Annotated in this window: 24 protein-coding genes and 3 pseudogenes; 19 read left to right on the top strand and 8 right to left on the bottom strand. The window is 35.7% G+C overall.

The genetic code is table 11. The annotated features are described in order from the left end of the window. Positions 1 to 66 precede the first annotated feature (66 nt). The 8 genes and pseudogenes from MHH96_RS12500 (at position 67) to MHH96_RS12535 (ending at position 10,821) form a co-directional block, all read left to right on the top strand. Positions 67 to 1,215, top strand: coding sequence for a PstS family phosphate ABC transporter substrate-binding protein (locus MHH96_RS12500; RefSeq protein WP_053215621.1), 1,149 nt, complete (start codon positions 67 to 69; stop codon positions 1,213 to 1,215). A 625-nt stretch (positions 1,216 to 1,840) separates the two neighbouring features. Then, positions 1,841 to 5,254 carry a pullulanase gene (locus MHH96_RS12505; RefSeq protein WP_061800303.1) on the top strand — a complete coding sequence of 1,138 codons (3,414 nt, stop codon included), beginning with the start codon at positions 1,841 to 1,843 and terminating at the stop codon, positions 5,252 to 5,254. Between the two features lie 137 nt (positions 5,255 to 5,391). Beyond that, a pseudogene (safA, locus tag MHH96_RS12510) lies at positions 5,392 to 5,990 on the top strand (SafA/ExsA family spore coat assembly protein). A 276-nt stretch (positions 5,991 to 6,266) separates the two neighbouring features. Then, complete coding sequence (locus MHH96_RS12515) at positions 6,267 to 7,283, top strand: threonine aldolase family protein (RefSeq protein ID WP_061800301.1); 1,017 nt, start codon at positions 6,267 to 6,269, stop codon at positions 7,281 to 7,283. 294 nt (positions 7,284 to 7,577) lie between these two features. Next, a complete protein-coding gene (locus MHH96_RS12520) occupies positions 7,578 to 9,518 on the top strand; it encodes an FAD-dependent oxidoreductase (RefSeq protein WP_061800298.1) in 1,941 nt (646 codons plus the stop codon). A gap of 145 nt (positions 9,519 to 9,663) precedes the next feature. Further along, positions 9,664 to 9,924 carry a metal-sensitive transcriptional regulator gene (locus tag MHH96_RS12525; protein WP_328283157.1) on the top strand — a complete coding sequence of 87 codons (261 nt, stop codon included), beginning with the start codon at positions 9,664 to 9,666 and terminating at the stop codon, positions 9,922 to 9,924. A gap of 95 nt (positions 9,925 to 10,019) precedes the next feature. After that, positions 10,020 to 10,493: a DsrE/DsrF/DrsH-like family protein gene (locus MHH96_RS12530; RefSeq protein ID WP_061800294.1), complete on the top strand. Its 474-nt coding sequence runs from the start codon at positions 10,020 to 10,022 to the stop codon at positions 10,491 to 10,493. Between the two features lie 31 nt (positions 10,494 to 10,524). Next, on the top strand, positions 10,525 to 10,821 hold the full coding sequence (locus MHH96_RS12535) for a rhodanese-like domain-containing protein (protein WP_047941401.1): 297 nt from the start codon (positions 10,525 to 10,527) through the stop codon (positions 10,819 to 10,821). A 53-nt stretch (positions 10,822 to 10,874) separates the two neighbouring features. Here the strand turns inward: MHH96_RS12535 and MHH96_RS12540 are convergent, their stop codons facing one another. Next, positions 10,875 to 11,228 carry a hypothetical protein gene (locus MHH96_RS12540; protein WP_047941402.1) on the bottom strand — a complete coding sequence of 118 codons (354 nt, stop codon included), beginning with the start codon at positions 11,226 to 11,228 and terminating at the stop codon, positions 10,875 to 10,877. An 88-nt stretch (positions 11,229 to 11,316) separates the two neighbouring features. Then, on the bottom strand, positions 11,317 to 11,460 hold the full coding sequence (locus MHH96_RS12545; protein WP_156485453.1) for a hypothetical protein: 144 nt from the start codon (positions 11,458 to 11,460) through the stop codon (positions 11,317 to 11,319). Positions 11,461 to 11,725: 265 nt separating this feature from the next. Between MHH96_RS12545 and MHH96_RS12550 the strand changes: the two genes are divergently transcribed. Together MHH96_RS12550 and MHH96_RS12555 are read left to right on the top strand one after the other, a co-directional pair. After that, positions 11,726 to 12,316, top strand: a complete 591-nt coding sequence (locus tag MHH96_RS12550; protein ID WP_047941610.1) for a spore coat protein — start codon at positions 11,726 to 11,728, stop codon at positions 12,314 to 12,316. Positions 12,317 to 12,383: 67 nt separating this feature from the next. Continuing rightward, positions 12,384 to 13,124 (top strand): polysaccharide deacetylase family protein, encoded by a 741-nt coding sequence (locus MHH96_RS12555; RefSeq protein ID WP_369989565.1) that lies wholly within the window; start codon positions 12,384 to 12,386, stop codon positions 13,122 to 13,124. A gap of 113 nt (positions 13,125 to 13,237) precedes the next feature. On the opposite strand, the gene MHH96_RS12560 is transcribed toward MHH96_RS12555, so the two are convergent. Both MHH96_RS12560 and MHH96_RS12565 read right to left on the bottom strand, forming a co-directional pair. Next, on the bottom strand, positions 13,238 to 14,764 hold the full coding sequence (locus tag MHH96_RS12560; RefSeq protein WP_047941403.1) for a solute symporter family protein: 1,527 nt from the start codon (positions 14,762 to 14,764) through the stop codon (positions 13,238 to 13,240). Continuing rightward, positions 14,761 to 15,111 carry a DUF485 domain-containing protein gene (locus MHH96_RS12565; protein ID WP_047941404.1) on the bottom strand — a complete coding sequence of 117 codons (351 nt, stop codon included), beginning with the start codon at positions 15,109 to 15,111 and terminating at the stop codon, positions 14,761 to 14,763. Before MHH96_RS12565 ends, MHH96_RS12560 begins: the two co-directional genes overlap by 4 nt. Positions 15,112 to 15,409: 298 nt before the next feature. Here MHH96_RS12565 and MHH96_RS12570 point away from each other — a divergent pair, with 298 nt between their 5' ends. The 3 genes and pseudogenes from MHH96_RS12570 to MHH96_RS25640 all read left to right on the top strand — a co-directional run. After that, entirely contained in the window at positions 15,410 to 16,237 is an 828-nt protein-coding gene (locus MHH96_RS12570; protein ID WP_061800283.1) for a manganese catalase family protein, read from the top strand. A 308-nt stretch (positions 16,238 to 16,545) separates the two neighbouring features. Further along, positions 16,546 to 17,649 carry a 5-methyltetrahydropteroyltriglutamate--homocysteine S-methyltransferase gene (locus tag MHH96_RS12575; RefSeq protein WP_061800280.1) on the top strand — a complete coding sequence of 368 codons (1,104 nt, stop codon included), beginning with the start codon at positions 16,546 to 16,548 and terminating at the stop codon, positions 17,647 to 17,649. A gap of 153 nt (positions 17,650 to 17,802) precedes the next feature. Beyond that, positions 17,803 to 18,057, top strand: a pseudogene (locus MHH96_RS25640) (SF0329 family protein); the annotation flags it as partial. A 50-nt stretch (positions 18,058 to 18,107) separates the two neighbouring features. Here MHH96_RS25640 and MHH96_RS12580 read toward each other — a convergent pair. After that, positions 18,108 to 19,139: a HAMP domain-containing sensor histidine kinase gene (locus MHH96_RS12580; protein ID WP_047941407.1), complete on the bottom strand. Its 1,032-nt coding sequence runs from the start codon at positions 19,137 to 19,139 to the stop codon at positions 18,108 to 18,110. Then, positions 19,136 to 19,810 (bottom strand): response regulator transcription factor, encoded by a 675-nt coding sequence (locus MHH96_RS12585; protein WP_047941408.1) that lies wholly within the window; start codon positions 19,808 to 19,810, stop codon positions 19,136 to 19,138. Before MHH96_RS12585 ends, MHH96_RS12580 begins: the two co-directional genes overlap by 4 nt. Positions 19,811 to 19,987: 177 nt before the next feature. On the opposite strand from MHH96_RS12585, the gene MHH96_RS12590 reads away from it, so the two are divergent. From MHH96_RS12590 to MHH96_RS12600, 3 genes and pseudogenes are all read left to right on the top strand, one after another. Then, positions 19,988 to 20,194, top strand: coding sequence for a hypothetical protein (locus MHH96_RS12590; protein WP_047941409.1), 207 nt, complete (start codon positions 19,988 to 19,990; stop codon positions 20,192 to 20,194). 189 nt (positions 20,195 to 20,383) lie between these two features. Continuing rightward, positions 20,384 to 20,906 (top strand): annotated as a pseudogene (locus MHH96_RS12595) (IS1595 family transposase); the annotation flags it as partial. 16 nt (positions 20,907 to 20,922) lie between these two features. Next, complete coding sequence (locus MHH96_RS12600) at positions 20,923 to 21,336, top strand: DUF6678 family protein (protein ID WP_061800274.1); 414 nt, start codon at positions 20,923 to 20,925, stop codon at positions 21,334 to 21,336. Between the two features lie 377 nt (positions 21,337 to 21,713). Here the strand turns inward: MHH96_RS12600 and MHH96_RS12605 are convergent, their stop codons facing one another. Then, entirely contained in the window at positions 21,714 to 23,435 is a 1,722-nt protein-coding gene (locus MHH96_RS12605; protein ID WP_061800273.1) for a sensor histidine kinase, read from the bottom strand. A gap of 1 nt (position 23,436) precedes the next feature. After that, on the bottom strand, positions 23,437 to 24,138 hold the full coding sequence (locus MHH96_RS12610) for a response regulator transcription factor (protein WP_061800271.1): 702 nt from the start codon (positions 24,136 to 24,138) through the stop codon (positions 23,437 to 23,439). Positions 24,139 to 24,287: 149 nt separating this feature from the next. On the opposite strand from MHH96_RS12610, the gene MHH96_RS12615 reads away from it, so the two are divergent. Genes MHH96_RS12615 through MHH96_RS12625 form a run of 3 tightly spaced genes read left to right on the top strand, consistent with a single transcriptional unit; the run spans position 24,288 to position 26,105 of the window. Then, positions 24,288 to 24,458, top strand: a complete 171-nt coding sequence (locus MHH96_RS12615; protein ID WP_156485452.1) for a hypothetical protein — start codon at positions 24,288 to 24,290, stop codon at positions 24,456 to 24,458. A gap of 55 nt (positions 24,459 to 24,513) precedes the next feature. Continuing rightward, positions 24,514 to 25,203: an ABC transporter permease gene (locus tag MHH96_RS12620; protein WP_047941412.1), complete on the top strand. Its 690-nt coding sequence runs from the start codon at positions 24,514 to 24,516 to the stop codon at positions 25,201 to 25,203. Continuing rightward, on the top strand, positions 25,203 to 26,105 hold the full coding sequence (locus MHH96_RS12625) for an ABC transporter ATP-binding protein (protein ID WP_047941413.1): 903 nt from the start codon (positions 25,203 to 25,205) through the stop codon (positions 26,103 to 26,105). Before MHH96_RS12620 ends, MHH96_RS12625 begins: the two co-directional genes overlap by 1 nt. Positions 26,106 to 26,112 lie beyond the last annotated feature (7 nt).

Below are 26,112 nucleotides of genomic sequence, written 5' to 3' on the forward strand. Positions count from 1 at the left end.
TAAAATTGAAATAAATCATTTATTAAGGCGAATATATGAGAGATTGTAATTATAAAGGAGAAAAAAATGAAAGTATTACAAGCAATTATAATGACGGTGTTTATCGTATTTATTGGATTTATTGCAACAATGGTAACCACTTTATTCACAGCTAGTACATTTTATCTATGGTTTTTACCGATTATTACTGTATTTTATATGGTAACTGTTTATCTATTAATCTTTGAATGGGGGAAGAAAAAAGCAGTCAAAAGGGCAAGGATAGTAATTTTAGTCATGAGTATCTGCGGGATAGCGGGTTACATAATTTATGAACATTTTGATAAAAATTTAGAGGTTGTTAGTAGTCAAGATACGGATTTAACAGAATATATGCCATTTTTAGAGGGAACAAAAGCTGTGTTTTTGAAAGAAGAATCAACATTTAAAATAGAAGGGGATCTTCCAAGATTAGACGGCTCTACCGCTCTTTATCCTGTATACGCAGGGTTTGTTCAAGCAGTCTATCCACAAAAAATGTATTCATTAGAGGAAAGTGAGGTAGTTTCAAGTCAAACAAGTGAGGCGTTTAATCGCTTATTAAATCGTGAGGCAGACATCATATTTGTGCCAAAGCCTTCAGAGAAACAATTTAAATTGGCTGAAAGCCTTGGGGTAAAATTAAAGCTTACACCAATTGGGAGAGAGGGATTTATCTTTTTTGTTCATGCGAAAAATCCAGTGGAAACACTAAGCGTGGAACAAATACAGGATATTTATTCTGGGAAAATAAGAAACTGGAAGGAAGTCGGTGGAAAACATGAAAAAATTAGAGCATTTCAAAGACCAGAAGAAAGCGGCAGTCAATCTGCATTGTTGAGGGTTATGGATGGAAAACCGTTAATGGATCCTCCCACAAAGGATATTGTCAATGCAATGGAAGGCATAATAAGTGAAACTGCAGACTATCAGAATAAAAGAAATGCGATTGGGTTCTCTTTCCGGCATTTTTCAGAAGATATGGTGCGTAATGGAAAAATAAGAAATATTGCTGTTGATGGAATAACTCCTACAGTAGAAACAATTAAAGATGGAAGCTACCCCTTCATTAATGAATTTTATGCCATTACGCTGGAGGATAATAAATCTCCCCAAGTTGATGGATTTTTAAAATGGATGATATCAGAGCAAGGCCAACGGATTGTTTCGGAAACTGGCTATGTGGCAGTTGAATAGATATTAATATGTGGTAGATCTTTGTTTGGGTAACCGGCAGTATTTATTACTGGCCGAGTTACCTATTTATATGGTAAACAGCAACAAAAGAATCTTTATTTTTTGCTTATAATGGAGAAAACTAATTAATTAGATTGATAGATAGCTGTAAAAAGGGGAGGAATCAGCCAAAATAAGAAAAAATCAGCCAAAGCAGCGAGGAAATCAGCCAAAATAAGAAAAAATCAGCCAAAGCAGCAAGGAAATCAGTCAAAATAAGAAAAAATCAGCCAAAGCAGCAAGGAAATCAGCCAAAATAAAAAAAATCAGCCAAACGCATCCACTCCTCATAAAGATGAAAACTAAAACGCTTTATTAATGGATTTTTTCTACTCCACCTTTCTAATCCCTTTTTTTGTCTATTTTATAGGGCGGAATGCCTGTAACTATCTAGTTTGGAATTCTGTTACCGTGAACAATCAAAAGAAATATTGACACTCATAATCTAGTATATTTATAATCTCACATAGAAAGAAAGCGTTTACTTTTGCATCACTAGAAGAAGTAAACGCTTATTTTTTTATAACTAGTTAGGTTTAGTAAAAGGCTCAAGTTGCTTAAAACATTTAGAACAGGAGGAACAGGAATGAATCACTGGTTAAGGAAATCACTCATTATACTAACGATATTTGTTCTTGTGTTCACGACACGAGGCTTCTCGTTCAATCAAATGAACGTAAAAGCAGAGAACACAGATGGAAAAGATATACCTGAAAACACATTAAGAATTCATTATCAAAATGAGGGAAATAAGTATCAGGATCTAGGGTTATGGCTGTGGGACGATGTAGAATCACCTACTGCTAATTGGCCACAAGGTGCTGCAGCGTTTGAAGAAAAGAAGCAAGATGAGTATGGTACATATATTGATATTCCTTTGAAAGCAGATGCTAGAAAGGTTAGCTTTCTTGTTGTAAACAGAACGAATGGAGAGAAAGAGAGCGGAGATAAGTCCGTTACGATAAACAATCCATCATTAAATGAAGTATGGATTAAAGAAGGTTCAGATAGTGTTCATCTATTTGAGCCAGTAGAACTGGCTGAAAATACTGTTAGAATTCATTATCAAAGAGATGACCAAAACTATGATAAGTTAGGGTTGTGGTTATGGGAAGATGTAGAATCACCTACTGTTAATTGGCCGACTGATGCTGTAGCATTAGAAAAAAATGATCGCTATGGTGCTTATGTTGATATAAAAGTGAAAGAGAATGCTAAAAAAATTGGCTTTCTTATTGTAAACCGTGAAAATGGTGAAAAGATTGGTGGTGACAAAGGGTTCGCTTTATTGGAAGAGTATAATCATTTATGGATTAAAAATGAAGATGATCAAGTTTATATTTCACCATACTGGGAATCACCAACTGATTTAGTTTCAGGAGAACTATTGTCTGACACAACCATCCAATTAACTTTTTCCAGTACAAAAGGACTTGTGAAAGAGGATATAGCGCAAGCATTATCTATTGTGGATAAGGATCAAGAAGTAATAGATTTTAGTGCAGTGAAAATTATTAATGAAACCACAGTGGAAATAACAGGTGTTTATGATGCGGAAAAGGGGCCTTTTACAATCTCTTATCAAGGAAGATCTGTTACAGCCAAATCTGGATGGAAAATGTTAGATGAAAATTACTTTTATGAGGGCAATGATTTAGGGGCCACATATCATAATAAGGATGCAACATTAAAATTATGGGCACCGAAAGCATCAAAGGTAACCGCCGTTTTTTATGATAAAAATGATGCAGCAAGGAAAATTGGCAGTTTAGATTTAGTACAAGGGGATCAAGGGGTATGGAGTGTCGAAGCGAAAGCAGATGATCTCGGCATCAAAGATACAAGAGGATATTATTATCAATATGAAGTAACCAATGATGGAAAAGTATCTAAAGTTTTAGATCCTTATGCTAAATCGATGGCAGCTTTTACTGTTAACACAAAGGGACAGGTTGGCAGTGATGGCGATACAGTAGGAAAAGCAGCCATTGTTGATTTAAGTCAAACCAATCCCGCTAACTTAACTAGTGTGAAGATTGATGGCTATGAAAAACGAGAGGATGCAATTATATGGGAAGCTCATATTCGTGACTTTACTTCTGATCCAACCATTCAGACAGATTTAAATGGTCGCTTTGGAACTTATAAAGCATTTATTGATAAACTGGATTATATAAAATCCTTGGGTGTTACACATGTCCAACTCCTGCCAGTTAATGCTTGGTATTGGGGAGATGAAACGAGAATGGGAGAAAGGGAATTAGAGTATTCGGCAGCAGGAAATGAATATAATTGGGGGTATGATCCTCATAACTATTTCTCACCAGATGGTGCCTATTCGGAAAATCCAAAAGATCCAGAGCTGCGCATTAAAGAATTAAAGGAGCTAATTAATGCGATTCATGCTGCTGGCATGGGAGTGGTTCTAGATGTTGTATATACACATATGTCCAATGCTAGTCTATTAAATGATATTGTTCCAGATTATTATTTTTTCCAAGACAGTAATGGTAAATTTGTGGGGGGATTTGGAAATAACTTAGCTACAAATCATAAAATGGCGGAAAAGCTAATGATAGATTCAGTGAAATATTGGTTTCGTGAATTTAAAATCGATGGCATGAGATGGGATATGATGGGGGATGCAACCTATGAAGCTGTTCAAAAAGCTTATGATGAAGCGGCAGCCATCAATCCAAATGCATTATTTATTGGAGAAGGGTGGAGGACGTTCTCGGGGCATTTAGCAGACCCATCTTTGGCAGGAAAAGGTGCAGACCAAGACTGGATGGATAAAACCGATGATGTCGGTGTTTTCTCTGATGAAATAAGAAATGAGGTAAAATCGGGTTATGGTTCAGAAGGAGAGCCGCGCTTTATCACTGGCGGAGCTCGTAATATTCAGACGATATTTAACAATATAAAAGCACAGCCATCCAATACGCCAGCAGATAATCCAGGAGACATGGTGCAATATATTGAAGCACATGATAATCTGCCGCTCTACGATATTATTGCGAAAGCTTTGAAAAAAGATCCAGCCATTCCAGAAAATGATCTAGAAATTCATAAACGTATTCGCCTTGGAAACTCATTGATTCTGACTTCACAAGGCACGGCATTTTTACATGCAGGACAAGAATATGGAAGAACCAAGCAATGGCTAGGAGAGGGAATTCCAGAACAAAAATATGATGCTTTTACAGATGAAAATGGCAATGTGTTTGGTTACTTTGTTCATGATTCCTATGATTCATCTGATGCCATTAATATGTTTGATTGGTCCAAAGCCACCAATAAGGAAGTATATCCAGTAAATAATGAAACGGTGGAATATACAAAAGGATTAATTGAATTAAGAAAATCAAGCAATGCTTTTCGACTAGGAGAAAAGAGTTTAGTCGATTCTAATGTAACCATGATTGCTGCACAAGAGATTCAGGAAGAGGATGTTGTTATTGCCTATAAAAATGAGTCAACAGACGATACAGGCAGCTATTATGTATTTATAAATGGTGATACAAAAGCTAGGGAGCTGACATTAAGTGAAGATTTAACCGAATTTAAAGTAGTAGTGGATAATGATGAAGCAGGTAAAGATTCTGTTGAAGAGAAAAGTGGTTTCACTTTAACAGCAGAAAAAATAACACTTGAGCCACTTACTACTATTGTCATAAAAAATGAAAAAGAGACAGGCGGAAATCAGGATGATGGCGCCAAAGAGCCAAATGATCCAGAAAATCCAGTGGATTCAACAGATCCTAAAGCTCCAGAAAAACCAGATAAAGAAGACCCAGTTAATGCAGATAAGAATCCCAATGATAATAAGGGAGACATGGGTGATAACGGTGAGAAGGCTGACAATAACGGAAAATCAAAAAATTCCTTGCCAAATACAGCAACTAATAATGGCACATATCTACTGATTGGGATAGTTATTTTAGCAGCAGGTGTTTGTCTTTCTATCATCATTCGCAGAAAAAAAGCAGATGCAGAATAAATAAATAGATAGCAGAAGTTAGGAGTATAGCTAACTTCTGCTTTTTGTATTTAAAAAAGGGAAAGAAAGCAAAAAATAATGGACGAAGGATAAAACGAAATTTTGTGTGCACCTTATTATTCAGAAGGAGTGGTAAAATGAAGAAAATAATAGCAATGGTTAGTTTGTTTTTATGTTTAATAGCACTCCCTACGATGGTATTTGCTGATACATATACCGTTAAAAATGGAGATTCAATGTGGAAAATTGCGATGAAATATCAAATTGGCTTAAAAGAGATTATTGCTGCGAACACACAGATTTCAAATCCTAGTTTAATTTATCCAAATCAAAAATTGACTATCCTCAATATTGATTCCATTAAAACTGTAGATCGGGAAGTAATCCGACTTTGCAATATAGAACGTCAAAAAAAGGGACTTCCTGCTATAACGGAAAACTGGGAATTATCAAGAGTTGCTAGAGATAAATCGATGGATATGGCTCAAAAAAATACTTTAGTCCTACAAGTCCAACATACGGATCGCCATTTGATATGATGAAAGCCTACGGAATTGGTTATAAAGCAGCCGGGGAAAATATTGCCCAAGGCCAAACAAGCGCACAAGCAGTAGTTCAAGCGTGGATGAATTCTAGCGGTCATAGAGCCAATATACTAAGTAAAAACTTTACACAAATCGGTGTAGGATATTACCAAAATGGTAACTATTGGACGCAAATGTTTATATCAAAATAATATTCTAGTAAGGGATTACTACTTAAAATTGAGTGATAATCCCTTTATTTATGGTGATGAGATTAATGGTTTCATTTGTAACCCCCTTCTGGCTATTGACGTTTCCTCTTGAATATTCCGCCTAGCTCTCATTGAAGGCTTGCCAAACCATTTTCAACTATGATTTCCTCGTATAGTTATTCGACAACTGCGATAGAGAGGACAATTGCCAAAACATTTAGTGACAAGACGAATCTTTTTGTGAGAAAATATTTTTAAAAAAGGGAGGCTATGTCCATGTATAGTTTTAATAATGATTATAGTGAAGGAGCACATCCGCGAATTTTACAAGCATTGCTAGAATCCAATCTGCAGCAAGAAATAGGATATGGGCAAGATTCCTTTACACACAAAGCAGTTGAAATATTGAAAGAAAAACTGAATTGTGAGGAGGTAGATGTTCATCTTTTAGTTGGCGGAACGCAAACTAATTTAATTGCCATCTCTGCCTTTTTAAGACCACATGAAGCAGCAATTGCCGCAGCGTCTGGACATATTTTTGTTCATGAAACAGGAGCTATCGAAGCAACTGGTCATAAAGTTCTTACTGTTGATACGGAAAATGGCAAGTTAACACCAAGTCTAATTCAACATGTACTTGATGAGCATACAGATGAACATATGGTAAAGCCAAAACTCGTATACATATCCAATTCAACTGAAATTGGAACGATTTATTCCAAAAGCGAGCTTAAACAGTTAAGTGAGTTTTGTCAGAAGAATCAATTGCTTTTCTATATGGATGGAGCACGTTTAGGGTCAGCACTTTGTGCCAAAGACAATGATCTTACGTTAAGTGATTTACCTCAACTTCTGGATGCTTTTTATATTGGCGGTACCAAAAATGGAGCATTGATGGGGGAAGCGCTTGTGATAAAGAAAGATTCCTTAAAGGAGGATTTCCGTTATCATATGAAGCAAAAAGGGGCTATGCTGGCAAAAGGCAGAGTGCTAGGAATCCAATTTTATGAGTTATTTAAGGATACTCTTTTCTTCGAATTGGCTGAACACGCTAATAAGCTGGCAGAAAGACTAACGACAGCATTAGCCGAGAAAGGTTATCGTTTTTTAACCCAATCTTCGACTAATCAGGTTTTTCCGATTGTTTCGAACGATAAGATTATAGAATTACAGAAGAATTATCAATTCAACATATGGGAAAAAATTGATAAGGAACATTCTGCGATTCGGCTTGTTACCTCTTGGGCAACAAGAGAAGAGGAAGTGGAGCAATTTATTAACGATTTAAAATAAGAATAGATAAAATTATCAATGGCATACCAGAAATAATTAGGTATGCCATTATTCGTTATTCCATAGGAAAGGTTCCGTAGAAAAGAATTTTAAGTATTGTTACAGTAAAGCGTTATAGCTAGACCGCTATATTTACTAATGAACTATTATACGAAAAAACAATAGTCTTTTATAATACCTAGCATTTTTTTCTTTACTTATTTTTGTTTGCTCTCTATAATATTCATATAAACCCCACGGGGTATATTTTTTATCGAAAATAATACCCCGTATGGTATAAAAGAGGAGCTTTTTATGAGTAAGAAAGTAATTATTATTGGTGGTGTGGCAGGTGGAGCAACAGCTGCTGCACGATTAAGAAGGATAAGTGAAGAAGTAGAAATTATCTTGATTGAAAAAGGAGAGCACATTTCTTTTGCTAATTGTGGGCTGCCTTATTATATTGGAGAAACGATTAAAGACAGAAGTAAGTTGCTTGTACAGACAGTGGAAGGAATGTCAAAAAAGTTTTTATTGGATATTAGAGTACAGAGTGAAGCAATATCGATTGATTCGAATAATAAAAAAGTCACGATTAAAAATTTACAAACAGAAGAGATATACGAAGAAACTTATGATAAGCTGTTGCTTTCACCAGGAGCAAGACCAATTATTCCCCCTATATTAGGTATAGAAAACCATCAATCACTATTTACACTAAGAAATATACCAGATACAGATCGCATAAAAGCCTTTGTTGATCAAAACGCACCAGAAAGTTCTGTAATTATAGGTGGCGGATTTATTGGTGTAGAAATGGCAGAAAACCTAGCTGCCCGTGGAATAAAGGTAATGATTGTGGAGAAGGGGCATCAAGTTTTAGGTCCACTGGATGTGGAAATGGCAGGTCCTGTTCAAACACATCTTAAGCAAAATGGAATAACGCTTATTTTAGGAAATGGAGTAAAAGAATTTAAAGGCAATGGAGATATCATAGTACTGGAAGATGGGACGGAAGTTCAAACAGATATGACCATTCTATCTATTGGAGTAAGGCCAGAAAATGAGTTAGCCAAACAAGCGGGACTAGAAATTGGAGAACAAGGTGGTATTGTTGTAAATCACTTGTTACAAACTTCTAATCAAGATATTTATGCTGTTGGGGATGCTATTGAAGTTCGTGACTATATCAATAGAAAGAAAACAATGATACCACTTGCAGGGCCAGCAAATCGCCAAGGTAGAATTGCTGCTAATAATATGATGGGAAAAAAAGAGAAGTACGAAGGAACATTAGGTACTTCAATTGTTAAAGTGTTTGACTTAACAGTAGCTACTACTGGAAATAATGAAAAAACACTCCAAAAATGGGGGATTCCTTATGAGGTGGTTCATATTCACCCAAATTCACATGCTGGTTACTATCCTGAAAGTTCTTCTATTGCTTTCAAATTGATATTTGATAAAGAATCAGGACAAATATATGGGGCACAAGCAATTGGAAGGGGAGGTGTCGATAAACGAATTGATGTCATTGCAACTGCAATTAAAGGTAATCTAACCGTAGAAGATCTAACTAATTTAGAACTATCGTATGCACCGCCATATTCATCTGCCAAGGATCCTGTAAATATGGCAGGATATGTGGCAGTAAATATTGTAGAAGGAGAATTAGAGCAAATCCAATGGCATGAGGTAGATCAGATAGTGCAAAACGGTGGCTATTTACTGGATGTAAGAGAAAGTGTTGAGCGAGAGTTTGGATATATAGAAGGGTCACTTAATATGTCGTTAGGTGAAATAAGAGAGAGAATGGCTGAATTACCAAAAAATCAACCGATTTATGTGAGCTGTCAAGTTGGTTTAAGAGGATATTTAGCTAGTAGAATATTAAAAAATAACGGTTTTAATGTAAAAAACGTTGATGGTGGATGGAAAACCTATTCTTCAGCTTTTGCGGATACAGAAATGGCAGAAAGAACGGAAGGAAGCAGCCAAACAAATGAAGAAATAAGAGAAGACGAAAGCTTTCAAATTGATACAGTACTGGATGTTTCCGGATTAACTTGTCCAATGCCAATTGTGAAATTAAAACAAGGGATGGATCAATTAGAGAGCAAGCAAGTGTTAGAGTTGCAAGCGACAGATAGAGGGGTATTAAGTGATTTGCCAGCATGGACAAAAAAAGTAGGACATCAAATTTTAAAAACGGAACAAGTAGGCTCTACCATTAAATTTTGGATTAAGAAAAAATAAAAGAAAAAAAGAATGCTCTTTAGTTAGGCATGCTATATATTCGCTTCAGCTAGTTTGACAGGCTATAATAATGATCAATAAATCATGTATAATGTAGGATAATAGTGACTAACTGAAAATATGGCAAATGGAAGGGGTATTTTCTTTGGAATATAATGATCAATTAAAAAATAGAGTTAAGCGGATGGAAGGACAATTAAGAGGAATTCTGAAAATGATGGAGGAGAATAAAGAGTGTAAGGAAGTGATTACACAGTTATCAGCTGTTCGTTCAGCAGTAGACCGAACAATGGGTGTTATTGTGAGCACTAACTTAGTTGACTGTGTGGTAGAAGCCCAGGAAAACGGAGAAAGAATGGATGATGTAATTAAGGAAGCAGTAAATCTGTTAGTCAAAAGCAGATAATGAACAAAGATAAAAAGCTCTAGAACCTATAGAGCTTATAATTTTAGATGATTATATACCTATAGGGGTAAAGGTAATTAGGAGAGGGAGATAAAATGACAACGAAAACGACGATTGTGTTATTCAGTGGTGAATATGATAAAGCGATGGCTGCCTATATAATTGCTAATGGTGCAGCTGCTTATGATCATGAAGTCACTATCTTTCATACTTTTTGGGGATTAAATGCTTTAAGAAAAAAAGAGAATATAAAAGTAAATAAGGGATTGTTAGAAAAGCTCTTTGGAAAAATGATGCCGAAGGGAGCAGATAGAATGGGTTTATCCAAAATGAACTTTTTAGGATTTGGTCCTAAGATGATTAAACATGTTATCAAACAGCATCAGGCAATGACACTTCCCCAATTAATAGCAATGGCGCAGGAACAGAAGGTAAATCTTGTCGCATGTACGATGACAATGGATTTACTTGGATTAAAAGAAGAAGAGCTGTTAAAAGGGATTGATTATGCTAGTGTTGCTGCCTATTTGGCTGAAGCAGAGGATGGCCATGTGAATTTATTTATCTAAAATTAGTTTTTCGAGGGAAGGGGTAAATGAAATGAAAGAAATAACAACAACGGAATTAAATAGCAAATTACGGAGTGGAGAGAAAGTCTCGATTATTGATGTTCGGGAACCAGCGGAAGTAGCGACAGGGAAAATTCCTGAAGCAATAAATATTTCTTTGCGTCTTATTGAATTTAGATTGCATGAATTAGATAAACAAAAAGAATATTTTATTATATGTCAATCGGGAGGAAGAAGTAATCAGGCTGCTCAAATATTAAATAAATATGGATATAGGGTAGTAAATGTCATTGGTGGTATGCAAAACTGGGAAGGAAAAGTCGAATGAAAAGATTGGTAAAAACAGGAAAGTTAACTCCTTCCTGTTTTTACCCTTTTTTATCAAATCTTTGGAAATTTCACGGGAGTATTTATAGAAAGCTTGTCCTTGTATGAACGATAGGCGATCAATACTTGGTCTTTTGAACTCGCATCCAACTGTAGGATGAAATCTCCATTTGTTTCTAAATAATAACGAATGCCATTCTCTTGTAAATGACTGAAGTAATAATAATTGCCTAATAAATATTTGCTTTCTGTTTTTGTTTCCTTATTTTCTTTTATATATTTTGCCAGTTCATTTACGGACAGAGAAGTTTCACCCGTTAAGGTGAAAAGACCTTTTCGAACCGAATCAGCTGCCTGAATAATGGAATCTTTCACTTTAGTGACCATCGTATCCAAATAATTATTCATTTTTTCCTCCATACAATTGCTAATTTTCGTGCTACTTTCATTTATCTTTAAAAGTCTGATTAAATTTTGTTAATTCAGGATCTTTTTTTTATTGCTTGACATGAAATGCAGTGGTTTCAACTTCTGTATCTCTACTTATTCCTAACTGATCTCCATCAGCGTCCGCAATTACCCCTTCACGTGGACCATCCATATTTGGATCAACATTTACTTGAACTTGATTTCTAGGCATCTTGACACCTCCTAGTGATAGGATGGATAAAAAGAAAGAAAAAAATCCATGGTTTAGTGTTTTTAAAACCTTTAGTCTCTAGTAAAAATTAACAAAACAATAGTTCTATCATTGTCGATTATTAACAATTTTTAAGCGTATAGTTTCCAGAACGTTCACCATACTAATCCTGTTGTTTAAAATCCATTTACAGGAGGAGATTATATTGTTGCAAAACGGACAGCAAGTACACCAAAATCTACAAACAGGTCAAGTTCCACAAGCGATGAATCATGGCGGACATGAAATGTTTGATGTTCATGAAGTACTAGTTGGAGCAATAAATACCATGAATTTGTATAAATTGTTAGGAAACCATATTCAGGATCCAGAATTACGAGATATTCAAAACAGACAATATCAATTTATTCAAGAAGAGTACAATTTAACATTAGAGTGTTTTCAAACTGGACAACCTCCTGCAAAGAGAACTGAACCATATATGATGAAAGAAAATAATGATTTCATCTTTGGAATGACCCAGATGCCTCCTGCAAAGCCAATTCAAAATGTGACGGAAATGAGTGATCAGCAAGCTGCAGTTGCAATGCTTAGTGCATTAAAAGCTTCTGCTTCTATGAAAACAGTGGCAGCAGCTGAAACAACTAATCCGGTTGTACGTCGAGTTATTGCAGCTTCTATTCCGAACTGTTTGGAAATGGCTTATGAAGTATCTTTATACCAAAACAAGCATCATTATTATCAAGTTCCTCAGCTGGCTGCTCAAGATATGCAAAATATCTTAAACGGATTTGCACCTGCACAAGGAGCTCCAATGATGCAGCAGCAAATGAATATAAATAATAATATGCATTAATTTATAGGGGAGTTATCTCTATCTTTGAGGTAACCTCCCTATAAATCTTTGTCAAAATGAGGAATGAATGATGAAAAAAACTGTAATGCTGTTATTTTTTTTATTTCCTTTTTTACCTTCTATGGGCATTGCGCAAACAAAGATTCCGATTTTGGTGTACCATTCCATTGAAGAGTTTCATGGACAAGGTTCAAAAGAATTATATGTGACTCCAGCAAATTTTGAAAAGCAAATGATTTATTTACTAGATCATGGTTTTACTCCGTTAACTTTTGAAAGATGGCAGGATATAAATAAAGTTAAAAAGCCAATTTTTATTACGTTAGACGATGGTTATAAAAATAATTTAAGAGTGTTTGAAATTTTTCAAAAGATAAAAACCGATGATTTTACCCCAACAGCAACGATGTTTGTTATAGCAGATTTTATCGGAAATGCCAATAGGTTATCTAATCAAGAGTTGAAAGAATTAGCTAGTTCTGGTTTTATATCAATTCAATCCCATACAGCAACACATCCTGATTTGGTGAAAACAACAGACTATAAACATGAGCTAAAAGAATCGAAAAACAAAATCGAAGCAATTACAGGAAAGGAAGTTATTGCACTGTCTTATCCTTATGGAAATATTGATTCTAAGGCAATGGAGGAAGTCAAGAAGTATTATTCTTTCGGGCTAACCACAACACCAGAATTCTATAGTGAAAAGGGAATAAAGGATGAACTCTATCTGTTACCGCGTAAATATATTAAGTACTCTACCACATTAGAGGAGTTTGCCGATATAGTCGAGAGTGCTGAAGGTTGATTGCTTGGAGAAGTAATCGACTTTTGGCGCTTTTTGTCATTTTATTTCCCGGAAAATGAAAAGAACTGACTCTACTCTAACTTTTAAGTTACAGAAAGTCAGTGTCTTTTTCATCACTTCATACCCGTATTTGCTTTCACAATAACCTCGGCGTATTTCTTTTCATCTCGTTTATTGGAGAGGATGGTCCCAATAAATGCACCGAGAAAACCTGCAGGAATTGAAATGATAGCAGGATTTGTTAGTGGGAATATAGCAGTTCCAGTTAAAATAGCAGCACCAGGTTCAGGGTTAAGTACACTCGGGCTGATGGCAACCAACACTAACGCCGTAAGTAGTCCTGTTACTACGCCGGATATAGCGCCGGCTGTATTAAATCTTTTCCAGTAGATTGTAAAAATGATAACTGGTAAATTAGCACTGGCTGCTACACAGAATGCAAGGGATACGAGAAAGGCTACATTCATTTTTTGAGCAAATAGGGCAAGGATAATGGATAGAAAGGCTACTGCAACCGAGGCATAACGAGCTGCATTCATTTGCTGTTTTTCGGTAACCTTTCCTTTTTTTATTATTTGACCATATATATCATGGGCAAAGGCTGAGGCACCTGATAATACAAGTCCTGCTACAACTGCTAGAATGGTCGCAAATGCTACCGCAGAAACAAAACTCATTAAAAAGTCACCGCCAAGAGCGTGAGCAAGCAATGGTGCTGCCATATTGCCCGCGGCATTTGCTTCCACAATGTCGGCAGCCCCTACAAAAGCAGCAGCTCCAAAGCCTAAAAAGATGGTTAAGATATAGAAAATGCCTATAACCCAAGTTGCTGTTACAACAGAGCTTCTAGCTGTTTTCGCATCTTTTACTGTGAAGAAGCGCATTAGTATATGCGGCAGACCTGCCGTTCCTAGAACGAGTGCTGCCATCATAGAAATAGTATCGAGAGAGTTGGTATACTTCACGCCAGGATTAATATAACTTTCTCCTAATGGTGTAAGTGTTTTGATTTCGTCGAACATTGTAAGGATATTAAAGTTGAATTTTGCAAGAACAAGAAAGGAGATAACAACTGTTCCAAGCATTAAAAGGACAGCTTTAATAATTTGAACCCAGCTTGTAGCAGTCATACCGCCAAATAATACATAAATAGTCATCATGATGCCAACAATTAAAACTGCAAGCCAATAATCGATTCCCAATAATAGCTGGATAAGGGCGCCAGCTCCAACTAATTGAGCAATCATATAAAAAATTACAATGGTAATCGTACTTAATGCGGCTGCACCTCGCACTTTTTTCTGATCAAAGCGGGCATTTATCATATCAGCAATCGTATACTTTCCTAAATTTCTTAGTGGTTCTGCAACAATATAAAGAACGACTAAATAAGCAACTAAGTATCCAATCGAATAGAAAAATCCATCAAACCCAGTTAACGCGATAGCACCTGCTATTCCGAGGAAGGAGGCGGCTGATAAATAGTCCCCTGCAATGGCTAAGCCATTTTGCCAGCCTGTTAATCCCCCGCCAGCTGTATAAAATTCACTTGTTGTATTGGTTCTTTTAGCTGCCCAATATGTAATGATAAGAGTGATGAGGACGATAATGACAAACAACATTAATGCGATTGGACTCATTTATTTTTAGCCCCTTCCATCTGGTTTTCTTCCACAATGTCAGCAGCTAATTCATCAAATTTCATTGCTTTTCGAACATAAATCATGGATAACACCCAAGTCATGATAAACTGTGCAAATGCATACACCCACGTCCATGTAATCGATCCGATAGCAGGCTTGTTTAAAATAGTTGTGTAAGAAGTCAAAATTGGTAACATAAAATAAAAGAGTAAAAAGAAGACGGTGAGAGGAATTAGAAATTTTTTCTTTTGGGACATTAATTGCTTGAACTTAGAACTATTGGCAATTTGTACGAAATCGTAAGGCGGAGATTGCTTTTTTGCATCTTTGGCCAAATTACTCATTCACTTTCCCCCTTGTAAATAATATTTTCCAATATAACAATAGTGTAAAAACTTCAAAGAAGAATCGCAATGGTTCTTTTTTCTTAAATGTAAGCGTTTTATTTGAGCGAAATGGCTTATTTTTGTTGAAAATAACTAAACTTTATGCGAATAGAAGAATAATAGAAAATGGAATTATTTGATAGTGTTGTAAAGGAGTATTTACTATATTAAAATTTTTTCTTTTGTTTATTAAGTTTTGAGACGGGGTACATCTTAAGCGAACAGCAATATGAAAAGTCAAGGAGGTGATAGCGTCATGTTTCGTCATCAAAAAGAATTACAGTTTGAAGTGAAAGTGGACAGACCAGATCCAATGTTAGCACGTCAAATTCAAGAGGTGCTTGGAGGACAATTCGGTGAAATGACCGTAATGATGCAATATCTTTTCCAAGGTTTTAATTGTCGCGGAGAAGAAAAATATAAGGATATGCTCATGGATATAGGAACAGAAGAGATTGGTCACGTTGAAATGCTTTGCTCTTTAATCAGTCAGCTACTAGATGGTGCATCACCTGAGGATCAGGCTGAAGCAGCGAAAGATCCAGCAGTTGCAGCCATTATGGGGGGAATTAATCCACAACATCTGCTTGTAAGTGGATTGGGCGGCATGCCAACTAATTCTAATGGGGTACCATGGAATGGATCGTATATTGTCGCAAGTGGAAATCTTTTAGCCGATATGCGTTCAAATTTACATGCAGAAAGCCAAGGACGCTTACAGGTAGCAAGATTGTATCATATGACAACTGATGAAGGAGTTAGAGCCACATTTAGAAAAATGTTAGCGCGTGACCGTTACCATCAATATCAATGGCTAGCAGCAATCGAGGAATTAGAAGCTAAAAATGGTGTAGTTGTTCCAGCTAGCTTCCCTCCGGAAGCAGAAAAAGAATCTCAGCCAGAAGCGTATGAATTCTGGAATCTATCAGAAGGAGATGCTTCTTCAGAAGGTCTATGGGCAACAGGCAGCGCTCAAGATGGAACAGGAGACTTTGTGTATGTAAAAGAGCCAGTACCAAAGGGGCAGGTTCCTCTTAATCCAATTCCATCTGAGTCATTGCATCATGATTTGAATATTAAATAGTAAAAATATAAAGTAAATAGACACAAATTATTAAGTCCGATAATAGTTTGTGTCTATTTTTTTCCTTTTTATTGGCTAGTAATCTTGTGGGAAATAGTGTAGAATAACTTAAAAAAGTTTAAATAATCACAAGAGTTTAAATTTTTCGTATTTCCATCAACTTGTTTTCATGTTACATTTAAACAAGTTATAGATTCTAGCATGACGAAAGTCGCAACCGAGATTTTTCTATACATAATAATATATATATTTTTCTGAAAAGTCTAATATTAAAAAGAGAGAAGAAATTTACGGAGGTAGGGATTCACATGACAAAAACAATTATTAAAGCACCATTTAGAGCAGATCACGTAGGAAGTTTACTGCGTCCTCAATCTATTCATGATGCTAGAAAGAATTTTGCAGATGGAGTTATTTCAGCAGAAGAGCTACGTGCAGTAGAAACAGAAGAAATTAAACGTATTGTGGACAAGCAGATTGAGGTGGGTCTTCAAGCAGTTACGGATGGAGAGTTCCGCCGCAGATTCTGGCATACTGATTTCATGGAGCATTTAACAGGAGTAGAAGGCTATGTACCTGACCATGGTTATAAATTTAATGGGGTTGAAACGGAAGCTTACGATGTGCGAGTAACAGGAAAAGTATCATTTAATCCTGATCATCCTCATTTAAAAGATTTTAAGGAATTCTATGAGATTGTGGGCGATCGTGCCGTTGCAAAAATGACCATTCCAAGTCCAAACCAATTTTTCAATGCCGGTATCCGTAATGAAGAAATCTATCCGGATATTGAAGATTATGCCAATGATATTATCCAAGCTTATCGTGATGCTGTTCAAGCATTCTATGAGGCAGGCTGCCGTTATCTACAATTTGACGATGTATATATTGCAGGACTTTGTGCTCCAAAGCTGCCATTTGCAAAAAGTGAGTTAGAAAGACAAGAATTAATCGACTTAGCATTACACGTTGTGAATGGTGTTCTAGAAGGAAAGCCAGAAGATTTAATCGTAACAACACATCTTTGCCGTGGAAACTATCAATCTACTTGGGCGTTTGAAGGTCCATATGATAAAATCGCCCCTAGCTTCTTTGCGAAGGAAAAAGTAGATGGCTTCTTCTTGGAGTACGATGATGAGCGTTCTGGTGGTTTCAACCCACTTGAATTTGTGCCAAATGGAGGACCACAAGTAGTTTTAGGTGTATTCACTTCCAAAACGGGTGAATTAGAAGATAAAGCAGCAATCAAAGCACGTGTAGAAGAGGCTTCTAAATACGTTGCTCTTGAACAGCTTTGTATCAGCCCGCAATGTGGATTTGCTTCAACCCATCATGGAAACATCTTAACAGAAGAAGAACAATGGAATAAATTAAAATATATTGTAGATGTAGCGAAAGAGATTTGGGGATAAAATAGTTTTATAGTCGGATATAAGAGGCACATACTCATATTAAATGTGCCTCTTTTATTTTTAGCTGCAACTATAATAAGGTTATGAAGATAGTTTTTAAAAGAGAGGAATAGCAGATGCAATGGAGTAAGTTAAAAGCCAGAATGGTCTGAAGAGGTGGAACAAAGCCTCTTTACTGCAAATATAATGGATAGTGGATATGTCTATAAATCCTTTCTTGATTATTGCGCTCTTTCTATAGATCATGCTTTACATTCTGAGAATGAATTTATTAGAGCTTTTGCTATGTTTGATAGGAGGATTGGAAAAAGGAGATTAAGTAATATAGATAGAAAGACACTGAATCATCCATTAATTAGTAAATTTTATCAAATACGATGTCAGGTAGAAAAAATGGCAAAAAGATAACGGATTAGCTACTGTCTAATTGGTTATCTTTTTGCCATCTTCAAACAAGCTTAGAGCCTCACCATAAAAATACTCCCTTTTCCTTTTTCACTCTCCACATAAATTTTCCCGTTACATAGTTCGACGATTCTCTTTACCAGTGCTAATCCTAAACCATTTCCCGATTGGGAATGAGAGGTATCGCCTTGATAAAATTTATCAAAAAGACGTTTTTTTGTATGGTCATCCATTCCAGGACCATTATCTTGAATCGAAAAACAAATTTCTTCTTTGAACTTAGTGAGATGTATTGTTATGTTTCCGCCTATTTCGGAAAACTTAATAGCGTTATCTAAAAGATTTAGCCAAATTTGCTGAGTTAAATCTTCATTTCCGTGAAAAGTAACTTCATCAAGCTCGACATCTATGACTATATCTTTTGCGGACCATTTTGGTTCCATCAATACAATCGTTTTTCGAATTTGCTCATCTAATCGAAATGGAGTTTTTTCGGTAATAATCTCGAGATTTTCATACTTTGATAGGATGAGTACATTTGTAGAGAGTGCAGCTAAGCGCTCAGACTCGGTAATGATTATATCAAGGTATTCTTGTCTTTCCTCTTCCGTTAAGTTATTTTCTTTTAGTAATTTTGCGAAACCGCGTAATGAAACAATAGGTGTTTTGAATTCATGAGAAAAATTATTAACAAAATCACTTCGTAATGTTTCAATTCCAGAAAGCTCTTGGGTCATTTTATTAAAGCTATGAGATAATTCTTCTAATTCGCCTATTCCCTTTATGTTAACTTGTACAGAGAAATCCCCGCTGGCTACTTTATGGGTTGCATCAATTACCGTCCGAATAGGATTTAATGCTTTCTTACTGAGAAAGGCTGTTAGGGAAGTCCCAAGTAAAATGCAAAAACCTAAAAAGGCAATGAGCGGGAATACGGGAAGCTGACTATTGTCTGAAATAATCCCTAAATGCTGTAAAGCAAAAGTTATAACAGCAACAACTAGGACTGTTGCCATCATGACACCAAAAACAAACATGACTAGCGTAATGGCAAGGCTTAAACGTTTTGTAAAAAATTCTCTCATCCTTTTTTCACTGCCTTATAACCAAGTCCTCTGACTGTCAAAATTTCAAACTCTGGAAAATCACGAAGCTTGTCTCTTAATCGATTTATGTGGACATTGAGTGTACGATCATCTGTTTCAGACTCCATTCCCCAAATTTCATCCATAAGCTGAATTCGAGTGAAAATCATATTTGGATACGATAATAGTTTAAACAATAAGAAAAACTCTTTAGGTGGTAAGGTAATAACGTGATTCTCACGAGAAACAGTAAGGGCATCATAGTCTAGTACAGTCTTACCGATCGTTAAGCGATGCTCGTTTACAATCTTCGCTCTCCGCAGCAGAGCCTTAATACGTAAAATCATTTCTTCTTCATCTACAGGTTTGGTCATATAATCATCCGTACCAACAAGAAATCCTTTTCGTTTATCTGCTGCCTCCTGCTTGGCGGTAACCATTAAAATAGGGAGATTCTCCCATGTCTGTCTTAAATGCTGTGTTAATTCATAACCGTTCATTTTGGGCATCATTAAATCGAGTACAGCTAAATCAACATGCTCTTTTTCCATTATCTGAAGGGCTTCGATCCCATCTTTAGCAGCATAAGTCTGAAATCCATGCTGCTTTAAAACAGCACACATTAATTTCCTAGTATTTGTATCATCTTCTACCACGAGTATTTTAAACATCTAATACCTCCATTAATTTAAGTTATCCCTATTTTATTATGAAAATGTAAACTGAAAATTAATTTAGAGAAGTTTATATTCAGTTTACTTTACCACGGTATACTAAGAAACATAAAGAAGAAACCGGAAAATCATTAAGTAGACATTTGTATAGGTAGTAGAGAGGAGATCGTTTTAATGGGTTACACCATTTTATTTAGTTATTATGAAATAGTAGGAGAAGAAGCACAATTGATAGATGAATATAAACTTCCTTTTAATGAGCGAAAAGAGAGCTTGGAAACCTTATTAATAGAGCAGAACTACAAATTTATTGGAAATGTTGATTTATGGGGATTTCATACAAGTAAATATATGAATATTGCTGAGATAGTAAAAAACTGAAGCAAATAGCTGGATAAGATACATAAATGTCGTCTTTTAATCAGGTACGATCATTTATAAAAAAAGTTTGATTAAATTCCTGTGTAGATAGTTAAGATATTTCTTATTCGCAAACATGCTGTATTCTTGGATAAAGCTTTAAATTTCACTTTAGATAATTATGTTGAAAAATAAGCGGAGGAGTTGGAGTTTAACATTGAGGGGATTGTTGAAGTTGACGAGAACCATTTCCTATACTCTCAAAAAGGTCAACGGAGGATTTCGGCACGCAAACCTCGTAAACGTGTTGGAAATCCAAACTTAGAGGCATTAGCCACGAACAAGTTTGTGTTCTTGTTGCAAGAGACCGTACCAAAGTAACTGTCTCAAAAGTAGCTTGTATGGGGCATGTCGTTAAAATCATAGTGGAGATTATGATTGTCTCTAAACTGACAACTGATAATGTACTCGTTACTGATGCTTGGAAAACCTAGAAAACCTATGTAAAAGAAAAAGGATTAGAACATTATCGAATTAAATCAAACGATGGATAGACCGTTTTAAAGGTGTAGCTACAAAGTATCTCGACCACTACCTTGCGTGGTTTTTGTTTGTAGATAACCATAGTAACGAAAGCACAAAACACAAAATTAAAGAAATTCTGTTAATATCATTTGTATTTGAGATGACCGACACTTATGATAGTTTACGCCTATCAAAGTTTAGTGTTTAGATTTTAGGAGGGGAATATGGACGAAAAGCAAAAGGTTGTTACAGTTGTAAATAAAAAACAATTAGCTTCGGTTATGAACAACACGAAATGGGAGCAGTTGCAGAAATGTGTAATTGATACATTGCCGTTCACCCCACCTTATCAAGTTAAGTATGTATTAGAAGATGCTCCTTACCCAGAAACTTTTATAGAAGATGTATGGTATTGGGGGGATTGGGAACAGGGGCTACGTCCGTTCTATTCCATAGAATGGTTGCGAATCAGACCAAGGTATGTAAAAAGTAGAGGTAGACTTATTGAACCTGAAAGATTTGATATTACTGATGAATTCATAGAATTATTACAAAAGCTAAATATTCCGTTTGTTAAAGAAGATAGCATAATTTGTATTTATGGTTATGTTAAAAGTACAGAAACATTCAATTATTAAGCCCTGAATGAAAATGAGAGGGGAGCCAAAAAAGGTTCCCCCTACTTACTATCCATATTTCTACATTAAAATTTAACAGAGCCTTTGTTTTTAATAAATAAAACTAGCTAGTAAAAACATAATCATATTCAACAAATCGGGCGCAATTTTTTTATCCATCAAATACCGTAAAAAAATATAAGAGAATTGCCAATGTTATAGTAGCTACCTTTTTGCTATTACTGTTTTATAGCTTGGTTAAACTTCAAGTTCTACTCCCAAAACCAATCAGATTTTGGGACAGAATCGATTAGACTCACCAGTGGATAACGCAGTATACTTGTTTGAAAATTTTTTTTATAAAAAGGGACTTTCTCGTTTTTTCAATAAAGATAAATTTAGTCATCAAGTAACGGGAGGAGTATTCTGATCGTTGTTCCATTCTCGAGCTCTGTTCTTACTTTAATGGAACCGCCATGGAGTTCAATTAGCTTTTTGGTTATCGTCATACCGAGTCCTGTTCCGTTCTTTGAGCTGCTTGTGTTTGTTCCTCTGTAATAGCGTTCGAATAATCTATTTAGTGTTTCATTATCCATGCCCACACCATTATCGCTTATCGTAATTATCAGCAAATGATGGTCGAGCTTTCCGATCGTTATTGTGACAGTCGTTTTTGGTGGATTATACTTTATTGCATTTTCAATTAAATTTTCCATAATGCGTTGGAACCATTTCGGATCTACTGCTGCAATCAGCTCCTTGGGGTAAGGGTGAAATACAAATTCATATTGCTGTCCTGCAGGTCCATTCACATAGTGGATGACAGTTCGTCTGATTTGTTCATTTATTTCTACTCTTTCCTTGGCGATAGGGAAGCCCTCACTTCTAAGCTGATACGTTAAAGTCAAATCTTCCAGGAGCTGTTTCATGTAGTGCGCCTTTTCCTTGATTGTGCTAGAAAAAGTCCGAACTTCTTCTTCGGTCCATGAATATTGATCTGACTGTAGCATCTCAGCATACCCTCCTATAGAGGCAAGCGGAGTTTTTAAATCATGGGATAGTCCGCTAATCCATTCATCGCGAGCTTTGTTGGCCTTTATTCTTAATTGTTTATTTTGCTCCAGCGATGTTGTCAATTGGGTAAGAGTGGTAATCAATTCCTTGTATATTTTATATTTCCGTTGTAGCTTTCCTTTTTTAGTAAGCATCATAGAGTGCTTATTATGCCCTTCTTCATAATTTTCTTTACCCAAATCTCCAATCCATTTCATGATGGTAACAAGTGGAGCACCGAATTTATAGCCAAACCAAATATTAAGTGTAATTAACAATAAAAGTGCAAGCAAAAACAGGAAAAGAATTTTGTTCCCAGTATCTTGCATTATTTCTGTATCGGAGTGCAAGCTGTTTGTTTGGTCTGTACCTGTTAGAAGAACCTGTCCTGTCTCTCTATTAAAGTAGGCAGATACATCCTTTTGTTCGTTATTAGTAAGCTGAAATAGTTCTTGAAAAGAGTACCTATCCTTTTGATTGACAGCTTTATAATTGTCCTGAACTACACCATCTTTGCTAACAAGCTGAACCCAACCGTGTTTATCTGTAATAGTTTTTCTAATAGTATCTGGAATATTTAGTTGATTTTTCTGCCAGTTTACTCCGACTTTAATAGTATTTAGAATGGACTTGCTGCCAACTTCTTTTCCATAAAGGACTATGAGGGGCATTGCGGTATCCTGTTGAATTGGCCACATAGAGTATTGGTATGGATAATCTTCACTTTCTGAAAGTAGCAGGGAAAAGTCGGCTTTGGAGAATGAGTTACCCTCTGGCAGATTATATGTTTCTAAGGGATTACCGTTCTCCGATAAGATGGCAAGCCAACCATTCTGTTTCCTGACTAAATCCTTTAAATCATTAGATATAGAAATCTTCTCATCTTTAACTGTTATCCAATCTTCTATATTAGATGAGTCAGCTTGAGTCAAGTCAGTATTTAGTTCGTTTTTCATGGCAGTGAATCCAATTATTGCCCAAAATAATAAAAAAATAATGGATAAGAGAAAGAAAACAAACAAAAGCTGAAAAAAGAATTGCAGGATGAATCGTTTGGTCATATTCATTTTATTTGAAACCTTCTACGGATAATTTATAGCCGAGCCCTCTCACTGTCACGATATACTGCGGCTGGCTGGGATTTACTTCAATTTTTTCTCTAAGTTTGCGTATATGAACCATAATCGTGTTATCTTCTCCAAGAAAATTCTCCCCCCACACATTTTCATAAAGTTGAGCTTTACTGAAAAGTTGATTAGGATGCTTGCAGAAATATAGTAGTAACTGATATACCTGTGCAGGCAAGGAAACTTTAACTCCTCTTACCACGACTTCTCCAGATGAACTATTTACAAATAAGTCACCATATTGATATGTAGTTGATTCCTTTACTGTATTGGCTGTATATCTTCTTAGATGAGCTTTCACTCTCGCTACTACTTCCAATGGATTAAATGGTTTGGTGATATAATCATCAGCACCTAATGCAAACCCCGAAAGTTTATCAAGGTCAGTGGACCGCGCTGTTAAGAAAAAGATGGTGGCATTTGTCTTTTCTCGAATGAAAGGGCAAATATCAAAACCACTTCGATCTGGAAGCATGACATCTAGAAAAATTAAGCCGTAATCATTAACTGCGCATAGTTGTAATGCTTCCTCTGCTGTTTCTGCAGTATCAATTCGCTCAAATCCTTCCTTCTGTAAAATAATCTTCAACATCTGATGGATAGCCTTTTCATCATCCACTATTAATAATCTTATCTTTTCCATATAACTCGTCTCCCTAATGTCCAAATATAAAGATATCATATCATTTTTTTTCCTCATTATTAGAAATTAAGGAAGAATTAAGGTTCCGATTTTAAAGGGTTAAGGTACGATAGATATAATCCTTATAGATTAAAGAAATGAGGTGTAAAATGAAAAAAGTATTTAGTGCTATAGCAACCGTAGCTGCCGTAATTATGCTTTCAAGACATATTGGAAATGAATTTGCAGCTCAGAATTACTCTAGCTTAGCGATCATCCTGATGATTGGAATAATTGGTCAAATTCTCCTCCATTTTCGGGAGCAAAGAGTTAGAGATTAAGCGGTAGTTAAGAGAATTTGTATATAAATTTTGAGGAAAGAGAGAGTTTAATATTATGCTTACTATAGGGAAAAGAGAATTTCTCCAATTATTCAAAGGGGTTAAATCTATTCTGTTAATCTTGGTATTTTTAGTCACATCCTATTATACGGCTAAGTTTGCTGATATTTTAGCTACAGCAATGGAACTGACACCGAAAGAGGCTAGTGAAGTTCATTTAGTTGGATTATTGTTTTTAGTGATGTTTTTTGGACATTTATTTGTGGCGAGTTTATCTCATGACAGTATAAATAGAGAAATCCATGAGAGAACCATGCGATTTTTAGTTACTAAAACAACTAGGTTTTCCATTATAATTGGTAAGTTTTTGGGTATTTGGATGTTTTGGTTTGTCTGCCTGTTTTTATCATTCTTAATAATTGCTTTAACAACAGAAAAAATAGATCTTTTAGTTTTTGCTCAGACGATGAGCTTACTTACATTGCAGATATCATTTGTTCTCTTAATGTCTGTACTCATCATTAAGCCAGGAGTAACTATGTTCCTTGGGATTCTTGGAGGGATATTGTTACCAATACTAGGAGGTTGGTTTGCGCTCAGTGCTAATCCAGCTATTAGCTGGCTAAAATATATATCACCTTTTTATTATCTAGACTTAAATGATTATAGTTTCTTAGTTCTTCTTGTATTTGCAGGCATCTTAATTTATCTTACTAATTTATTTTTCAAGAGGAGGGAATGCTGATGTCAGCTATTAAAGCAGTAAAGGTATCAAAGAAGTATAACGGAATAACGGTAGTTAACGGAATTGATTTAACAATTGAGAAAGGGGAATTATTTGGATTTCTTGGTAGAAATGGCGCCGGGAAATCAACCTTTATCAATATGCTGACAGGGATTGCGAAACCTACTTCAGGTTCATTTTCTTTGTTGGGAGGAAAGATAGATGACATAGTGCTTAAAAGAAAAGTTGGTGTCCTGCCTGATTATTCAAGTTTCTACGAATCCACTACAGCACTGGAGCATTTGCGGTTCTTCTCTGCACTATCTGGTAATCCTGCGCAAAAAAGTGTGTGTCTAGAGGTATTGGATGCAGTCGGATTAGCTGATCATGCTAATAAAAAATTAGGAAAGTTCTCTTTTGGAATGAAAAAGAAACTTGGTGTCGCTCAGGCTATAATCCATGATCCTGACCTGTTATTTTTGGATGAACCAACATCGGGAATGGATCCAGAATCAGCAATCCAAATTCAAAAGCTGATTAAAAGACTGCATGGAGAAGGCAAGACTATTTTTTTAACTTCTCATAATTTGGATGAGGTCGAGAAATTATGTACAAGAATTGCTATCATGAAAGAAGGCAAGATTGTAAAAATCGGAACAATGGATGAACTCAGAGCATTTTACCGTTCCAATATTATCGTGAACATTAAACATAGTCCAATCCCTGTTTCAGAATTATCAAAGTTTCAACAATGGATTAAAGATAAAGGTACGGAAATTCACTGTAAAGAGGATTCGCTGACTATTACAGTTGATGAAGAAAATAGAATTTCTGAAATAACAAGGGCCCTAACGGCATGTAATACTAACGTTTACCGAGTCAATGTTGAGGAACCGACTTTAGAAGAGATATTTTTAGACTGACCCCTTA

It is taken from the genome of Niallia sp. FSL K6-0212 (assembly GCF_038007605.1).
Taxonomy (GTDB): Bacteria; Bacillota; Bacilli; order Bacillales; family Cytobacillaceae; genus Niallia; species Niallia circulans.

What these genes read in the sequence shown, in the direction of transcription:
- MHH96_RS12500 (WP_053215621.1), top strand. Translation starts at nt 67, where the DNA reads ATGAAAGTATTACAAGCAATTATAATGACGGTGTTTATCGTATTTATT.
- MHH96_RS12505 (WP_061800303.1), top strand. Translation starts at nt 1,841, where the DNA reads ATGAATCACTGGTTAAGGAAATCACTCATTATACTAACGATATTTGTT.
- MHH96_RS12515 (WP_061800301.1), top strand. Translation starts at nt 6,267, where the DNA reads ATGTATAGTTTTAATAATGATTATAGTGAAGGAGCACATCCGCGAATT.
- MHH96_RS12520 (WP_061800298.1), top strand. Translation starts at nt 7,578, where the DNA reads ATGAGTAAGAAAGTAATTATTATTGGTGGTGTGGCAGGTGGAGCAACA.
- MHH96_RS12530 (WP_061800294.1), top strand. Translation starts at nt 10,020, where the DNA reads ATGACAACGAAAACGACGATTGTGTTATTCAGTGGTGAATATGATAAA.
- MHH96_RS12535 (WP_047941401.1), top strand. Translation starts at nt 10,525, where the DNA reads ATGAAAGAAATAACAACAACGGAATTAAATAGCAAATTACGGAGTGGA.
- MHH96_RS12540 (WP_047941402.1), bottom strand. Translation starts at nt 11,228, where the DNA reads ATGAATAATTATTTGGATACGATGGTCACTAAAGTGAAAGATTCCATT.
- MHH96_RS12545 (WP_156485453.1), bottom strand. Translation starts at nt 11,460, where the DNA reads ATGCCTAGAAATCAAGTTCAAGTAAATGTTGATCCAAATATGGATGGT.
- MHH96_RS12550 (WP_047941610.1), top strand. Translation starts at nt 11,726, where the DNA reads ATGAATCATGGCGGACATGAAATGTTTGATGTTCATGAAGTACTAGTT.
- MHH96_RS12555 (WP_369989565.1), top strand. Translation starts at nt 12,384, where the DNA reads ATGATGAAAAAAACTGTAATGCTGTTATTTTTTTTATTTCCTTTTTTA.
- MHH96_RS12560 (WP_047941403.1), bottom strand. Translation starts at nt 14,764, where the DNA reads ATGAGTCCAATCGCATTAATGTTGTTTGTCATTATCGTCCTCATCACT.
- MHH96_RS12565 (WP_047941404.1), bottom strand. Translation starts at nt 15,111, where the DNA reads ATGAGTAATTTGGCCAAAGATGCAAAAAAGCAATCTCCGCCTTACGAT.
- MHH96_RS12570 (WP_061800283.1), top strand. Translation starts at nt 15,410, where the DNA reads ATGTTTCGTCATCAAAAAGAATTACAGTTTGAAGTGAAAGTGGACAGA.
- MHH96_RS12575 (WP_061800280.1), top strand. Translation starts at nt 16,546, where the DNA reads ATGACAAAAACAATTATTAAAGCACCATTTAGAGCAGATCACGTAGGA.
- MHH96_RS12580 (WP_047941407.1), bottom strand. Translation starts at nt 19,139, where the DNA reads ATGAGAGAATTTTTTACAAAACGTTTAAGCCTTGCCATTACGCTAGTC.
- MHH96_RS12585 (WP_047941408.1), bottom strand. Translation starts at nt 19,810, where the DNA reads ATGTTTAAAATACTCGTGGTAGAAGATGATACAAATACTAGGAAATTA.
- MHH96_RS12590 (WP_047941409.1), top strand. Translation starts at nt 19,988, where the DNA reads ATGGGTTACACCATTTTATTTAGTTATTATGAAATAGTAGGAGAAGAA.
- MHH96_RS12600 (WP_061800274.1), top strand. Translation starts at nt 20,923, where the DNA reads ATGGACGAAAAGCAAAAGGTTGTTACAGTTGTAAATAAAAAACAATTA.
- MHH96_RS12605 (WP_061800273.1), bottom strand. Translation starts at nt 23,435, where the DNA reads ATGAATATGACCAAACGATTCATCCTGCAATTCTTTTTTCAGCTTTTG.
- MHH96_RS12610 (WP_061800271.1), bottom strand. Translation starts at nt 24,138, where the DNA reads ATGGAAAAGATAAGATTATTAATAGTGGATGATGAAAAGGCTATCCAT.
- MHH96_RS12615 (WP_156485452.1), top strand. Translation starts at nt 24,288, where the DNA reads ATGAAAAAAGTATTTAGTGCTATAGCAACCGTAGCTGCCGTAATTATG.
- MHH96_RS12620 (WP_047941412.1), top strand. Translation starts at nt 24,514, where the DNA reads ATGCTTACTATAGGGAAAAGAGAATTTCTCCAATTATTCAAAGGGGTT.
- MHH96_RS12625 (WP_047941413.1), top strand. Translation starts at nt 25,203, where the DNA reads ATGTCAGCTATTAAAGCAGTAAAGGTATCAAAGAAGTATAACGGAATA.